Below are 15277 nucleotides of genomic sequence, written 5' to 3'. Positions count from 1 at the left end.
GCCGGGACATAACACTTTCTGCGCCGGGCCACCTCTGTTAGAATGCGCGCATCTTTTTGTATTGCAGATCTGTGTTATGTCCAAACAAATTCCGAATCCGCCGCAGGATACTCTGTTCGCGGCACCGATTGCCCGTCTTGGTGACTGGACGTTTGATGAGAAAGTCGCGGATGTGTTTCCCGATATGATCAAACGCTCAATTCCGGGCTACTCCAATATTATTGCTATGATCGGCATGCTGGCCGGTCGTTTTGTCACGCCGGGCAGTCAGGTTTATGACCTCGGCTGTTCCCGCGCCGCCGCCACCCTGTCTATCCGCCCGAATATCGCGGATAAGCCCGGCTGCCGGATTATCGCTGTGGATAATTCCGCGCCGATGGTGGAACACGCCCGCCGTCATGTGGAAAGTTATAAATCTCCGGTGCCGGTTGAGGTCACCGAAGGCGATATCCGTCATATCACGATTGAGAATGCCTCCATGGTGGTTCTTAATTTTACCCTGCAATTCCTGGCACCGGATGACCGCGCCGCACTGCTGAAAAAAATCTATCAGGGTCTGCTGCCGGGCGGTGTGCTGGTGTTATCGGAAAAATTCAGTTTTGAGGATGCGCAGATCGGCGATTTACTGTTCAGCATGCACCACGATTTCAAACGCGCCAACGGCTACAGTGAGCTGGAAATCAGTCAGAAACGCACCATGCTGGAAGATGTCATGCTGACGGACAGTGTGGAAACCCACAAATCACGTCTGAAAACGGCCGGGTTTGAACATTGCGAAGTCTGGTTCCAGTGCTTTAATTTCGGGTCATTACTGGCGGTAAAAGAGAATAACCATGATTGATTTCGGCAATTTTTATCAGTTAATTGCAAAAAATGAGCGTCTGAGCCACTGGCTGGAAACACTGCCCGCGCAGATTGCAAAATGGAATAAAGAATCCCTGCACGGCTACTATCCGGGCTGGGTGAAGACCATTGAAAATCTGCCGGACATGACCCCGGACTTTCTCGATCTGAAAACCGGGGTTACCGCACAGCGTACGCAGCCGCTGACGGACGGGGAAACCCGCCGTATTAACAACATTCTGCGCAACCTGATGCCGTGGCGTAAAGGCCCGTTCTCACTCTACGGCGTGGAGATTGATACCGAGTGGCGCTCCGATCTGAAGTGGGATCGCGTTCTGCCGCATCTGTCTCCGCTTGCCGGGCGCACCATTCTGGATGTCGGCTGCGGCAGCGGTTATCACATGTGGCGCATGGCCGGTGAAGGCGCGGAACTGGTGGTCGGTATCGATCCGACCCAGCTTTTCCTCTGCCAGTTTGAAGCCGTGCGCAAGCTGCTCGGCAATGACCAGCGCGTGCACCTGCTGCCGCTCGGTATTCAGGAGCTGCCTGCACTTCAGGCGTTTGATACCGTGTTCTCCATGGGAGTGCTTTATCACCGCCGCTCCCCGCTCGACCACCTCTGGCAGCTGAAAGATCAGCTGGTGTCCGGCGGCGAACTGGTACTGGAAAGTATTGTTGTCGAAGGTGATGAACATCAGTGCCTGATCCCGGGCGAACGCTACGCGCAGATGAGTAACGTTTACTTTATTCCGTCAGCAAAAATGCTGGCTGTCTGGCTGGAAAAATGCGGATTCACCAATATCCGGATTGCGGATGAGTCTGTCACCACCACGGATGAGCAGCGCCGTACGGAGTGGATGATTAATGAATCTCTCGCCGATTTCCTCAATCCTGATGATCCGTCACTGACAGTTGAAGGCTATCCGGCACCGCGCCGTGCGGTTCTGATTGCCGAAAAGCCATAACCCTGCATACAGATACATCCGTATCGGTTTTGATACGGATGTACTGACCATCATATCAGTGCACTACCATACTGTGCAGATCCAGAACTCCTTTCATAGCCTCGACGGTATCGCCGTCCACACAGGTATGGGAAAACTCATCGGCTTCACTGTCACTGCTCATCGCGACCCCGACTTTGCGGTAACGCATGGTGGACGGCTTGGTTTTGGAGGCTGAGCTGTGTACTTCCTGAAGGCCGATATCCAGGAATTTCTGAATATTTGCCAGCCGCACACCGGCACCGGCCATAATCACCGGCCCCCTGCTGGCTTCCTGTAACTCTTTAAGCAGCGGCAGCCCCAGTTCCGCACTCAGCTGCTGGCCGGACGTCAGAATACGGCTCACCCCCAGATCAGTCAGTTGCTGTAATGCCAGCGCCGGGCTGGCGCACATATCAAAGGCCCTGTGGAAAGTGACCGCCATATCGCCTGACAGTTTGCACAGCATCTTCATCCTGGGCAGATCAACATGCCCGTCTTCATCCAGAATACCGGTGACCACCCCGGGAAACCCCAGGTCACGGATTTTGGCGATATCATTCTTCATGACCGCAAATTCCGAGGCTGTATAGCAAAAGTCACCGCTGCGCGGACGGAGGATCGGGTGAACCGGGATCCGCAGCCGGTCGATAGTCTGTTTCAGCATGCCCCAGCTCGGGGTCAGCCCGCCCTCTGACGGCGCGGCACACAGTTCAATCCGGTCAGCGCCGGCTTTTTCCGCAGTGAGGGCACATTCCACGCTGTAACAACAAATTTCCAGTTTCGCCATTGATTAGCCTCATCACTTAATTTCGCAGGTAAATATATCTTGTAAACGATTCAGTCATCCTGATATACACTATTACATGTAATTTAGATTAATGAATTGTTAAATATCACAAGATGCGAAATATCCGGCCTGTTCGCACAGGGAAATGTCAGAATTGCAGGTTACCGCTCACTTTCGACAATTTCCTGCAAGGTGAACGGATGAAACTTAATCGTGATATTTTCCCGGCTGACAGCCAGTGTCGGGTTCGGCAGCCGCTCCTGTCCGCCGCGCGGATGGCTGGCTTTTGTGGTCACCCCGTCCGGTAACGGTGACGGCAGCAGTGCGGCAACCCGCTCAGTCAGGGTCAGCGGGTCGCCCAGTAATACCAGTTCGATATGTTCCCAGCCCTGGTGTGCATACTGTTTGCCTTTCGGGAACGGCAGTTCCAGCACCGGAATCTGCCAGTGCAGCAGTGCCAGCGGTTCATGCAGTAAAAACAGATAAATCGGGCGGCCGTTAATCTGATTCTCCGATAACACAGTACCGCATTCGCGGAATCCGGCCAGCCACTGTTCCGCCAGTGCCGTATCGTGAGCCCGCAGTGAGATGTGATCCGCCTGATACTGCGTGAGATCGAGCTGCAAATCCGCCGCAAACTGCTGTATTTTTCCGGCAAACACCGGCAGCTCTGCCATCAGACCGGTAAGGGATGCTGTCTGTGTGCTTTTTTTCATTATGATCCCCTGTGAGAATTCATCCGCAAAGGCGCAGATAGTAGCATGAGACCCTGTTTTTGTGGTATAAAACCAGCCAAATTTCACGTCAACATCCCGTCCGGACGAGCCCGCTCCTCCGCCGCTGTTTCCGGGGTGTCATTTTGTTCTTTAAATTAAGGTAAACCGGTGAATATTCAGGCAATTCTTTCAGATAAGATCCAACAGGCTCTTATCAGCGCAGGGGCACCACTTGATTGTGATGCTATCGTTAAGCAGTCCGCCAAAGCGCAGTTTGGTGATTACCAGGCCAATGGTGTGATGGCTGCCGCGAAAAAAATGGGTATGCCGCCCCGACAGCTCGCTGAGAAAGTGATTGAACTGCTGGATCTTGACGGAATTGCGGAAAAAACGGAAATCGCCGGTCCCGGTTTTATCAATATTTTCCTCTCCCCTGACTGGCTGACCGCTCAGCTGGAAACCGCGCTGGCTGACGACAAGCTGGGCCTGACTCCGGTTGAGCCGATGACCATTGCCATCGACTACTCCGCCCCGAACGTGGCCAAACAGATGCACGTTGGTCACCTGCGTTCCACCATCATCGGTGATGCGGCAGCACGTACCCAGGAGTATCTGGGTCATCACGTTATCCGCTGTAACCACGTTGGTGACTGGGGTACACAGTTCGGTATGCTTATCGCGTATCTCGAAAAAATGCAGAATGAAGATGCCGGGGATATGGCACTGGCCGACCTGGAAGCATTCTACCGCGAAGCGAAAAAGCATTACGATGAAGATGAAGTGTTTGCTGAGCGCGCGCGCGGCTATGTGGTCAAATTACAGGGCGGTGATGAATACTGCCGCACCATGTGGCGCAAGCTGGTGGATATCACCATGCAGCAGAACCAGGAAACCTATAACCGTCTGAACGTCACCCTGACCGAAGATGATGTCATGGGTGAAAGCCTGTACAACGACATGCTGCCGGGCATTGTCAGCGACCTGATGAACCGCGGTATTGCCGAAGAGAGCGAAGGCGCAATCGTCGTTTATCTTGATGAATTCAAAAATAAAGAAGGCGAACCGATGGGGGTTATTATCCGCAAGAAAGATGGCGGATATCTCTACACCACCACCGATATCGCCTGTGCGAAATACCGCCATGACGTGCTGCACGCTGACCGCGTTCTCTACTACATTGACTCCCGTCAGCATCAGCATCTGATGCAGGCGTGGACGATTGTCCGCAAAGCCGGTTATATCCCGGAGAGCATGACACTGGAACATCACATGTTCGGTATGATGCTCGGCAAAGACGGCAAACCGTTCAAAACCCGCGCAGGCGGCACTATCCGCCTGTCCGATCTGCTGGATGAAGCCGTTGAACGCGCGGAGAAACTGATCCGTGAGAAAAACAGCGATATGCCGGAAGATGAGCTGAAACAGCTGGCGGAAGTGGTCGGTATCGGCGCCGTGAAATACGCGGATCTGTCAAAAAGCCGTACCACTGACTATATCTTCGACTGGGACAACATGCTGGCCTTTGAAGGTAACACCGCACCGTATATGCAGTATGCCTATACCCGTGTGGCATCCGTCTTCAAACGTGCGGATATTGATGCAGGCAGTCTGACACAACCTATTATTCTGACGGACGACCGCGAACGCCAGCTGGCAGCGCGTCTGTTGCAGTTTGAAGAAACTATCACCGCTGTTGCCCGTGAAGGTCTGCCGCATATGATGTGCAGCTACCTGTATGATCTGGCGGGTCTGTTCTCCGGTTTCTACGAGCATTGCCCGATTCTGGCAGCGGAAAGCGAAGAACTGCGCCAGAGCCGTCTGAAGCTGGCACTGCTGACACAGAAAACCCTGAAAGCCGGTCTGGATACCCTGGGTATCGGTACTGTCGAAAAAATGTAATCCCGCCGTTACCGGTGGTTATTTCCGCAAAAAAGGAACCCTCCGGTTCCTTTTTTATTGCCTTCTGACTCTGTTACAACAAGACCCGGCACCCTGCTGCCTGTAATTTTTCTGCCACCGGCGGAATGACGGAGAAATTATTCCAGCGCAGATCCAGTTTGCGCAGCTGTGTTAATGCCGCCAGGCTGTCCGGCAGCGTACTCAGCTGATTCGCACGTAAATCCAGATATAACAGGGATGATAATTCACCGGTATTTTCCGGCAAGGTTTTCAGGGCATTGAAACGCAGATTCAGTGTATTGAGTTGTTGCAACCGGCTTATTTCCGGCGAAATAAACGCTACCCGGTTATTATTCAGATCAAGAATTTCCAGCGATTTCACGGCCGCAATCTCATCCGGAACAGCGGTTATTTTATTATTCATCAGATGCATTTCGCGGGTATTTTTCAGCCCGCAGACAGCGGCAGACAGCTCCGTTATCCGGTTATTATAAAGGCGGATTTCTTCCATCTTTTCCATTTCAGAAAACCATGCCGGTATTGCCGTCAGGTGATTATCCGTTGCATTAAAATAACGCAGATTTTTCAGCCCGGAAAATGACGACGGTAATCTGCTGTACCCGTTTTCACTGAGGTAAAGATAGTACAGCTGATGCAGTTCACCGATTTCCGGCGCAACACCGGCAATACGGTTATGCCCCAGATCCAGCATTTCACAGGCAGTCAGCTGTGCAATAGCCGGCGGGATATAAGCCAGCTGATTACAGGAAAGGTTCAGTACCCGTAATGACATACAGTGACGCAGTGCAGCCGGATATTCCGTGAGCTGATTGTTATAGGCACTGATAACCTGCCGGGTATACGGCGGCGTGATAAATGCATCAATTGACGTATATCCGCCATTATCCAGGTTCAGTTCAGTATCAGAAACAGTGTGTTGGTGCAGCATAAACATGCTCCGGTGTCAGGCATTAACAGTCAGTATTGTTATCATAATAGCACTGTTATCCGTTGTCCTGCCTGACATCCTTTCCGGTGGTACTGTTATTCTGTTTTGATATCCCTGATATGAAATAACCGGTGCTATGCTCCCCCGGTAAATAACAGGAGGGATTATGGCAGAGAATAAAATCTGTTTTTCTGATGTGAAAATGGCAGGGAATATGGAAATGATCACCGCTGCGGATAAATCCGTATATGGTTTTACCGGTGATAATGAGACAGAGAACAGCGAATTATTAACCGCACTATTTCAGCTGCGTTATTTTTCCAACAATATTATTTATCATCAGCAACGGGAAAATGATATTCACCTGATATTCAGGAGTTGCACAGAATACACCCCGGCTGTACGGAATCTGAGCACGGATAACTATATTATTCCTGCCGGTGATATAACCGGACGTTTCCGGCCGTTTGTTCATGATCATCCGGTGGTATTTCTTGATCCGCCGGCTGATGATACGCCTTCCGCCATAACCGGTACCGGGTTAAATACTGTTTTGCCGCTGTTGCCGCAATCCGGGAATACATCAGATCCGGGATTTTCCTCAATGACGGTATTAATTCAGCGTATTATCGCCGGATACGGTGAATTTACCACCACGGAAAAACCGGAAGACGTTAACGGTATCGTGTATATCACAATGCCGGAACATCACCTGAATATCCCGTGGCATGAACATTGTGTTTCACTGCTGAAAGCGACATTTCCGCAGACAGTTTTTTATCTTGCAACGCAGTCTCCGGTGATATTGTCGCAACTGAATGACGGTGAAGCATACCGTTTATTGCGGGACAACGACAATATTATCCGCACACAGAAATACCGCTGATTTACGGAAATACAAAAACGGGGCTGTTATCAGCCCCGTCAGATTATATGAAAACAACTTATAAACTGCGCTGTGCAAAATCCCGCAGGCGGAAACCAAGTGCATACAGTGCGGCAAAATAGGCACCGGCACCGGCAATTACCACACCCATCAGGCGCAGCATGCGCATCAGCATGTTACCCTGTGACCATTCCGGCATCAGATACATCATACCCACCAGTACTGCCGCCATAAACAGCATTGCGATCACCAGTTTAAGGAAGAATTTCCCCCAGCCCGGCAGCGGTGTGAAGATATTCTGTTTACGCAGCTGCCAGTAGAGGAGCGAAGCGTTGAAACAGGCCGCGATACCAATCGACAGTGCCAGACCGGCATGTTTAAACGGCCCGATAAAGGCCAGGTTCATCAGCTGTGTCAGGATCAGGGTGGCAATCGCGATTTTAACCGGCGTCTTGATGTTCTGACGGGAGTAGAATCCCGGCGCCAGCACTTTAATCACAATCATCCCCATCAGACCGACGCAGTAGGCGATCAGCGCCTGTTGTGTCATCAGGGCATCAAAGGCGGTGAAATTTTTGTACTGGAACAGGCTGACTGTCAGTGCTTCCGCCAGAATAGCCAGTGCCACCGCACACGGCAGAGCCAGCAGGAAGCAGAGACGCAATCCCCAGTCCATCAGCTTGCGGTATTCGGAGGTATCCCCTTTGGAGAAACTTTTTGCCAGTGACGGCAGCAGGATCGTCCCCAGCGCAACCCCGAGCACACCGGACGGCAGTTCCATCAGACGGTCAGCGTAATACATCCAGGAAACCGAGCCGGACACCAGGAATGAGGCAAAAATCGTGTTGATAATCAGTGAAATCTGACTGACCGATACCCCGAGGATCGCCGGTCCCATCAGTTTCATCACCCGCCAGACCCCGCTGTTACGGAAAGAAACTCTCGGCAGCACCAGCATACCGATTTTTTTCAGGTGCGGCAGCTGATAGGCAATCTGTAATACCCCGCCCGCCAGCACGGCCCATGCCAGCGCCATAATCGGCGGATTAAAATACGGCGCGGCAAACAGTGCAAAGCCGATCATACTGACATTCAGCAGTGTCGGTGCAAACGCCGGGACGGAGAAACGGTTCCAGGTATTGAGGATCCCCCCCGCCAATGAGGCGATGGAGATCAGAAAAATATACGGAAAGGTGACTTTCAGCAGATTGGCGGTCAGCGTGAATTTATCCGGGTCATCGGTAAAACCCGGTGCGGTGACATAGATAATCCACGGTGCAGCCAGCATCCCGAGTACGGTGACCACCGCCAGAATCAGTGTCAGCATCCCGGAGACATAGGCGATAAAGGTGCGGGTGGCTTCCTCGCCCTGCTGGGTTTTGTATTCCGATAAAATCGGTACAAAGGCCTGGGAGAATGCCCCTTCGGCAAAAATACGCCGCAGCAGGTTCGGCAGTTTAAAGGCGACAAAGAAGGCATCGGCCGCCATCGATGCCCCGAAAATCCGGGCGATGATGGCATCACGGATAAAACCGAGTACACGCGAGAACATCGTCATTGAGCTGACGGCGGCGAGAGATTTTAATAAGTTCATGCTGAATGTGCTGGTCAGATAACAAAGGCGGAAATAGTATCACGATAATGCGGGCGGAACAGAAAAACCCGCTGTTATCGTGGCTTAACCCAGTCCGGGGCGGTCAGTGCGGTCAGAACATGGTCACGCCACCGGCCGTTAATCATCAGATACTCTTTTGCGTAACCCTCTTTTTCAAACCCGAGCCGGGCGAGGAGTTGTCCGCTGCGCTGATTATGCGGCATATAGTTTGCCATAATGCGGTGCATCCCCTGCTGACGCTGCATATAGCGCAGTGTCGGCTCCAGGGCTTCCTGCATATAATGCTGCCCCTGCCATTTTTCTCCCAGTGAATAGCCGAGAAAACAGGCATAAAACACGCCGCGGATGACATTACTGTAGTTCGCTACCCCCATCACCTCATTTTCAGCCGGATCCAGCAGCAGAAAATGGAACGCGGTACCCTGCCGGTGCATATCCGTCATCAGCTGTAAGCGGGATGACCAGCCGGAGGGATGATAGTGGCTGCGGTCGCGGAGAGGCTCCCAGGGTTTCAGAAATGCTTCGTTTTCACAGTAATATTCACTGATGCGGTACGCATCCCGCTCGTGTGCAAGCCGGACAACCATTCTGTCCGTGTTAAAACGCAGCTGCGGCGTATTCGCGCGGTAGCCGAACAACATAATTCCTCTCTCAGAAGGCCGTAGTCAGAGTGTGCTTAACCACGTTCCGTCGATAAAAAAATATCATCCTGAATTCTCTGTTATCAGACGCTGAATAAGCAGAGAATAGAAGGTGTAATCATCTCCCTTTTTTCTATTCCTTTCAATATTTAATGTGGTGCTGAATGTCACTTGTCAGACAAGCCCGGACGCTGGGTAAGTACTGGTTGCTGGTGGATAACCTGCTGGTTGTTCTCGGCTTCTTTGTGGTCTTCCCGCTGATCTCCATCCGTTTTGTTGAACAACTCGGCTGGGCGGGGATTGTGGTCGGGTTTGCCCTGGGGCTTCGCCAGCTTGTCCAGCAGGGGCTGGGGATATTCGGCGGTGCGATTGCTGACCGCTTCGGCGCCAAACCGATGATCGTCATCGGCATGTTTCTCCGCGCAGGCGGTTTTGCCCTGATGGCAATGGCGGATGAGCCGTGGATCCTCTGGCTTTCCTGTATTCTCTCGGCTGTCGGCGGCACCCTGTTTGATCCGCCGCGCACCGCGCTGGTGATCAAACTGACCCGCCCGTATGAACGCGGCCGTTTCTATTCCCTGCTGCTGATGCAGGACAGCGCCGGGGCGGTACTCGGGGCACTGCTCGGCAGCTGGCTGCTGATTTATGATTTTCATCTGGTCTGCTGGGTGGGCGCGGCAATCTTTATTATTACTGCCCTGTGCAATGCGTGGCTGCTGCCCGCTTACCGCATTTCCACCACCCGTACCCCGATAAAAGAAGGGCTGACCCGCGTACTGCGCGACAAACGGTTCTCCCGCTATGTACTGACACTGACCGGTTACTTTATCCTCTCCGTGCAGGTGATGCTGATGTTCCCGATTATCGTCAACGAACTGGCGGGCACACCGGCGGCGGTAAAATGGATGTATGCCATCGAAGCGGCGTTATCACTGACTCTGCTCTATCCGCTGGCACGCTGGAGTGAAAAACACTTCCGGCTGGAAACCCGCCTGATGGCCGGGTTATTCCTGATGAGCCTGAGTATGTTCCCGGTCGCCCTGACGCATTCACTGCATGTATTATTCGCGATTATCTGTTTGTTCTATTTAGGTTCGGTAATTGCCGAACCGGCACGGGAAACCCTCAGTGCGTCACTGGCGGATCCGCGCGCACGCGGCAGTTACATGGGATTCAGCCGTCTCGGGCTGGCATTCGGCGGCGCCATCGGTTATACCGGCGGCGGCTGGCTGTATGATTTGGGTAAAGAAATGCAATTACCTGAACTTCCCTGGTTTTTACTCGGTACAATCGGGCTGATTACACTGATAGCACTTTACCGCCAGTTTAACCCGAAGAAGATAAGCCCTGCCGTATTAAATTGATCCGGATATTTTGGATTTGCCGCAGCACAGGTTAGTATCGGGTGGTATACAACAGGAGATACCGATGAGATTATTCCTTTTTACTGCGGCACTGGTCGCAGCAACGGTTTTAACAGGCTGTGATAAATTAACCGAAATCAGTGTCAGTGAAGAGACCATTAACAGTGCGGTGGCAGAGAATATCCGTCTGAACAAACAGATTGGTATGGATGGTGTGGCAGATGCGGATTTTACCCTGGAAAAACTGCTCACCGAAATCGGGCGTGAAGAGCCGGGCAAAGTAAAACTGACGGCAATCGGCTCGCTGAAGCTGGTTTCGCTGTTCGGATCCCGGGATTTTACCATTTCAATGACGCTCAGTGCCGCACCGTATTTTGACGCCGCCACCGGGTCAATCTATATGCGGGATATTGAAATCACCAATTACACGCTGGACCCGGACAAATGGGACACCCTGATTTCCGCACTTATCCCTTATCTCAACCACACACTGAGCACCTTTTTCAATATGACCCCGGTGTATGTGCTGAATGGCGATAATACCGCCGAGGCAGCAGCGAAGAAATTTGCCAAGGGCATTGAAATCCGTCCGGGCCGGATAGTCATTCCGTTAACCGACTAATTTCGATTAAATTTTTTAATTGTGACAGTAAATTATTAACCCGCTAAATTATGATACCGTTTCTTAACTATTCCGCAGGAAACGGTATCACCTTCCCGTTTCGTAAAAGAATATGACGAAAATTCAAGGCATACGAAAATATACCTGGTTATCCCATTCCGACATGTCCGCAGTATATTTCCGGTAAAACGAGACGGAATACTGTTTTTTCTTCTGCCGCAGATAAAATTAATTTGTGATTGACCGCTTTTTTCTGACTCTGCCGGATCTCTTTTTAATGACATATTTCACAATTCATAAACATTTTTAACACCATCATCATCCCTTTCAGTAACATCAGAAAATAACCACTTCCCGGATAAGGATCATCTGATGCTGACACTGATCGGACTGCTGATCATCATTTCTATTGTCGTTCTGCTGATGACAGGAAAAACCAGCCCTGTAATTGCCATGTCTGTTATTCCCCTGCTCGGCGCGTTGCTGGCAGGCTACTCTCTGCCTGAAATCACGGTATTTTTTGATTACGGTATCAAAAAAGTCGCCAGTGTCGCGGTGATGTTCCTGTTCGCCATTCTGTTTTTCAGCATTATGAAAGATCTGCATATCTTCAATCCGTTTATCCGCCTGATGATCGGCCTGACGCGGGGAAATGTGGTGATTGTGGCGATGGTCACCGCTCTGGTGGCAGCCGTGGTGCATCTCGACGGTTCCGGAGCGGCAACGTTTCTGATTATCATCCCGGCGTTTCTGCCAATCTACCGGCGACTGGGCATGAGCCCGTATCTGATGCTGCTGCTGATGTGCATGAGTATGGGGGTGATGAATATGGTGCCATGGGGCGGACCGCTTGGCCGTGCATCTGCCGTGACAGGGATCCCCGCATCTGAACTGTGGCAGCCGCTGATCCCGGTGCAAATTACCGGCATTATCGCATCCGTACTGGTCGCCGCACTGTTTGGTCTGCGGGAAAAACGCCGTATCGCCCGTGCGGCACAATACGGCACCACGCCGTATCAACAGGATTCGCTTCTTGAACTGTATGATGAGGCGGATAACGAACACGGTACGGAAAAACCACAGCGCTTTCTGATTAATATCTCGCTGATCCTGCTGGCGATCCTCAGCCTGGCGCTGGGCTGGCTCGCGGCACCGTATATCTTTATGCTGGCCCTTTCCGCCGCTCTTATCATCAATTACCCGAAACCGAAAGATCAGGTGGCCGTGATTAACCACCATGCCCCGCAGGCGTTATCTATGGCTGCGATTATCCTTTCCGCCGGGGTATTCCTGGGGATTATGGATAAAGGCGGTATGCTGGAGTCGGTCGCGAAAGATCTGCTGCTGATTATTCCGGGACGGATGGCGGAACAGTTCCACATTATTATCGGGATGATTGGTGTACCGCTGGATATCTTTACCAGTACCGATGCTTATTACTTTGCCCTGCTGCCGATTGTCCGTGACGTGGTGGCATCCGCCGGTATTCCGCCTGCAGATGTGGTCTATGCCATGGCTATCGGTAACAACGCCGGCACCTTTGTCAGCCCGTTCTCACCGGCTGTCTGGCTGGCGGTGGGGATTGCCGGGGTGGATATGGGACGGCATCTGCGCTACTCCTTCTTCTGGATCTGGCTGTTCAGCTTTATCACCCTGGCGGCAGGCTGGTTCCTCGGGCTGTTCTGACCCGGAGACAAAAAGCCCGGTCATCTGACCGGGCCTGAAAAACAACATGTGACGTTGTCACATATCAATCATCATTTTCGTCTTCTTCTGCATCTTCTGTCAGCTCTTCATACAGGGCGGACAGTGCTTCACGGGTCAGGATAGCCAGCGTGCGGTAAAAGCCGTGCTGTGCATGAGATTCGACTTTCCCGAGAAATGCATCACTCCACGGCAGCAGATAGTCCGCAAACAGCGCCGTCTGCGCACTGACTTCATCTTCCTGTGCCTGATCTTCCAGCCAGGATGCTGCCAGCAGCAGAGACCCGAAACTGTCTGTTACCGCATCAGTCAGCGGCATCCCGCGCTCACTGAAAAACTGACGAACGTCACTTTCCGGCTCACCGGTATAGTCCGACCGGTGCTGAGCCACCGCCCCGTCAGCAAACAGCTGCTGATAATCCGCTGCCAGTTCTGCGGTGTCACAATGCTCAGCCAGCCGTGTCAGCAGCGCATCCTGCTCCAGCGGCCAGTGGGCTTTCAGCTGCCCCTGCTTAATCATCGTCAGAACGGGTGCCAGTACGGGATCAGCCGGAGCACGGTTAAACAGCGTTCCGAGCAGGCGGCAGACCAGTGAAAATTCATTCATACTTCAAATCCTTATTAACTGAGTTGCCGCTATTGTCCGGATTGTCCTTATTGCTGTAAAGAATTAATACCCCAGTTCCATATTCACCACGCCCTGCGGTGCTTCGCCCCGCTCAATCCGCTCAATATTGGCGACAATGGCTTTCATTGCCTCTGACGGAATGGTAAATGCGGCAATGTGCGGCGTAACATCCACCCGCGGATGAGTCCAGAACGGGTGCATTTCCGGCAGCGGTTCGGTGGCGAACACATCCAGGCTGGCACCGGCAATCTGTCCGTCATCGATGGCTTCCAGTAAATCGTTATCCACCAGATGCGAGCCGCGCGCCAGGTTGATCAGATAAGAACTTTGCGGCAGCTTACTGAACAGCGACTGGTTGAGGATCCCTCTGGTCTGCGGTGTGTCAGGCAGCAGGTTGATCAGCAGGCGGCTGTGGCTTAAGAATTCATCCAGCTGGTCATTGCCGCAGAAGCTTGTCACGCCCGGGATCTGTTTTGGTGTCCGGCTCCAGCCATGGACTTTAAACCCGAACTCCGCCAGCCTCTCCGCCACGGAACGCCCGAGAATACCGGTTCCCAGCACGCCGATTTCAAACTCATCAAACGTAAACGCCGGTTGCGCTTTCCAGATACGCTGTTCCTGCTGGCGTTTATAGATATCCATTTTGCGGAAGTACCACAGCGCCTTGGCAACGGCGTATTCCTGCATCTGCGCCCCCATCCCGGTATCTTCAAGGCGGATCACCGGCACCCCGGCAGGCAGTGTGCCCGGGTTTGCCTGCTCCTGCTTCAGGATGGCATCCACCCCGGCTCCCAGTGCAAAGACCGCTTTCATGGTGGTTCGCCCGGCCAGACACTCACGCGGCGGTAACCACACCAGGGCATAATCCGCCGGCTGGTTATCACCCGGAACCCATTTGCGGATATCCGCCTGCGGCAGATGTTTTTTCATGCCGTTGATCCACAGCTCAGAATCAAAAAAAGGATGGTAGAAAATAATATTCATGCGGCGCTCCTCTGTTTTTTTACCAGCCTGATAGGATTACGCAAAGAATTCAAGCCCCGGAGAGATTTTCGTAACGTTAAAATGTTGTTATTGTTAACTGACCTGCATATTTTTCCGGCAGATGATTTCCCGCCGGAAAAAAATCAGCGGTCATTTTTCAGGCGGCCGGTGCGCTGTTTTCAGCGGATTTGCTATGTTAATCACCAATATGCTGTTTTTTTGGTTAAACAAACGAAAAAACACATTTTTTTTCATGCCGTGTATTGACGGGTTACGTCGCTTCCCCTATAGTAGCGCCCCGTTGCAGCGAGATATCAACGCAACGAACAGTACCCCGGTGAGATGTCCGAGTGGCTGAAGGAGCACGCCTGGAAAGTGTGTATGCGCGAAAGTGCATCGAGGGTTCGAATCCCTCTCTCACCGCCATCTTAAGAGAAGAGCCTGCTGAGCAATCAGCAGGCTTTTTTCGTTTCTGTCCTTTCTTTTTTTATGCTGCTATCCGGTCAGGCGGCAGAATAACCTGTTTTATTAACCCTTAACTGCTTCATATTTTTGATTTTATTTCAATATCCGCTATTGTATACAGTGTCATTTGATGTATCTCAGCTAAATCTCTCCCTGTTTTGCGTAGACTAATGTGCTTTGGCGTCTCC

The 15277-nt window shown here is 52.1% G+C and carries 14 protein-coding genes and 1 tRNA gene; 8 read left to right on the top strand and 7 right to left on the bottom strand.

The features are described from left to right. The first annotated feature begins 76 nt into the window (after positions 1-76). Together cmoA and cmoB are read left to right on the top strand one after the other, a co-directional pair. On the top strand, positions 77-841 hold the full coding sequence (gene cmoA / locus U868_RS0116095) for a carboxy-S-adenosyl-L-methionine synthase CmoA (RefSeq protein ID WP_025154184.1): 765 nt from the start codon (positions 77-79) through the stop codon (positions 839-841). Continuing rightward, on the top strand, positions 834-1808 hold the full coding sequence (gene cmoB / locus U868_RS0116090) for a tRNA 5-methoxyuridine(34)/uridine 5-oxyacetic acid(34) synthase CmoB (RefSeq protein WP_025154183.1): 975 nt from the start codon (positions 834-836) through the stop codon (positions 1806-1808). The genes cmoA and cmoB overlap by 8 nt, the downstream gene beginning before the upstream one ends. A 55-nt stretch (positions 1809-1863) precedes the next feature. On the opposite strand, the gene cutC is transcribed toward cmoB, so the two are convergent. Further along, the gene (gene cutC, locus U868_RS0116085) at positions 1864-2616 is read right to left on the bottom strand and encodes a copper homeostasis protein CutC (RefSeq protein WP_025154182.1); all 753 of its coding nucleotides are present in this window, start codon (positions 2614-2616) and stop codon (positions 1864-1866) included. Between the two features lie 161 nt (positions 2617-2777). Then, positions 2778-3332 (bottom strand): VOC family protein, encoded by a 555-nt coding sequence (locus U868_RS0116080; protein WP_025154181.1) that lies wholly within the window; start codon positions 3330-3332, stop codon positions 2778-2780. Between the two features lie 168 nt (positions 3333-3500). Here U868_RS0116080 and argS point away from each other — a divergent pair, with 168 nt between their 5' ends. After that, positions 3501-5231 carry an arginine--tRNA ligase gene (gene argS, locus U868_RS0116075; RefSeq protein ID WP_025154180.1) on the top strand — a complete coding sequence of 577 codons (1731 nt, stop codon included), beginning with the start codon at positions 3501-3503 and terminating at the stop codon, positions 5229-5231. A gap of 73 nt (positions 5232-5304) precedes the next feature. Here the strand turns inward: argS and U868_RS0116070 are convergent, their stop codons facing one another. Next, on the bottom strand, positions 5305-6180 hold the full coding sequence (locus tag U868_RS0116070; protein WP_025154179.1) for a leucine-rich repeat domain-containing protein: 876 nt from the start codon (positions 6178-6180) through the stop codon (positions 5305-5307). Between the two features lie 166 nt (positions 6181-6346). Here U868_RS0116070 and U868_RS24145 point away from each other — a divergent pair, with 166 nt between their 5' ends. Continuing rightward, the gene (locus tag U868_RS24145; RefSeq protein ID WP_025154178.1) at positions 6347-7066 is read left to right on the top strand and encodes a hypothetical protein; all 720 of its coding nucleotides are present in this window, start codon (positions 6347-6349) and stop codon (positions 7064-7066) included. Between the two features lie 58 nt (positions 7067-7124). Here U868_RS24145 and murJ read toward each other — a convergent pair whose 3' ends face one another. Together murJ and rimJ are read right to left on the bottom strand one after the other, a co-directional pair. Continuing rightward, positions 7125-8660 (bottom strand): murein biosynthesis integral membrane protein MurJ, encoded by a 1536-nt coding sequence (gene murJ / locus U868_RS0116060; RefSeq protein WP_025154177.1) that lies wholly within the window; start codon positions 8658-8660, stop codon positions 7125-7127. 74 nt (positions 8661-8734) lie between these two features. Next, a complete protein-coding gene (rimJ, locus tag U868_RS0116055) occupies positions 8735-9319 on the bottom strand; it encodes a ribosomal protein S5-alanine N-acetyltransferase (RefSeq protein ID WP_025154176.1) in 585 nt (194 codons plus the stop codon). 167 nt (positions 9320-9486) lie between these two features. Here rimJ and mdtH point away from each other — a divergent pair, with 167 nt between their 5' ends. The 3 genes from mdtH to U868_RS0116040 all read left to right on the top strand — a co-directional run bounded on the left by mdtH (position 9487) and on the right by U868_RS0116040 (position 12994). Continuing rightward, positions 9487-10686, top strand: a complete 1200-nt coding sequence (gene mdtH / locus U868_RS0116050; protein ID WP_025154175.1) for a multidrug efflux MFS transporter MdtH — start codon at positions 9487-9489, stop codon at positions 10684-10686. Positions 10687-10750: 64 nt separating this feature from the next. Beyond that, the gene (locus U868_RS0116045) at positions 10751-11308 is read left to right on the top strand and encodes a lipoprotein (RefSeq protein WP_025154174.1); all 558 of its coding nucleotides are present in this window, start codon (positions 10751-10753) and stop codon (positions 11306-11308) included. 372 nt (positions 11309-11680) lie between these two features. After that, positions 11681-12994, top strand: a complete 1314-nt coding sequence (locus U868_RS0116040) for a CitMHS family transporter (RefSeq protein ID WP_025154173.1) — start codon at positions 11681-11683, stop codon at positions 12992-12994. Between the two features lie 64 nt (positions 12995-13058). Here U868_RS0116040 and U868_RS0116035 read toward each other — a convergent pair whose 3' ends face one another. Together U868_RS0116035 and ghrA are read right to left on the bottom strand one after the other, a co-directional pair. Continuing rightward, positions 13059-13619 (bottom strand): TorD/DmsD family molecular chaperone, encoded by a 561-nt coding sequence (locus U868_RS0116035; protein ID WP_025154172.1) that lies wholly within the window; start codon positions 13617-13619, stop codon positions 13059-13061. Positions 13620-13682: 63 nt separating this feature from the next. Then, on the bottom strand, positions 13683-14624 hold the full coding sequence (gene ghrA / locus U868_RS0116030; RefSeq protein WP_025154171.1) for a glyoxylate/hydroxypyruvate reductase GhrA: 942 nt from the start codon (positions 14622-14624) through the stop codon (positions 13683-13685). Between the two features lie 336 nt (positions 14625-14960). On the opposite strand from ghrA, the gene U868_RS0116020 reads away from it, so the two are divergent. Further along, a tRNA-Ser gene (locus U868_RS0116020) sits at positions 14961-15050 on the top strand. Positions 15051-15277 lie beyond the last annotated feature (227 nt).

Source organism: Morganella morganii H1r, from assembly GCF_000633515.1.
Taxonomy (GTDB): Bacteria; Pseudomonadota; Gammaproteobacteria; order Enterobacterales; family Enterobacteriaceae; genus Morganella; species Morganella morganii_B.
This window is presented reverse-complemented; position numbering and strand designations above follow the sequence as displayed.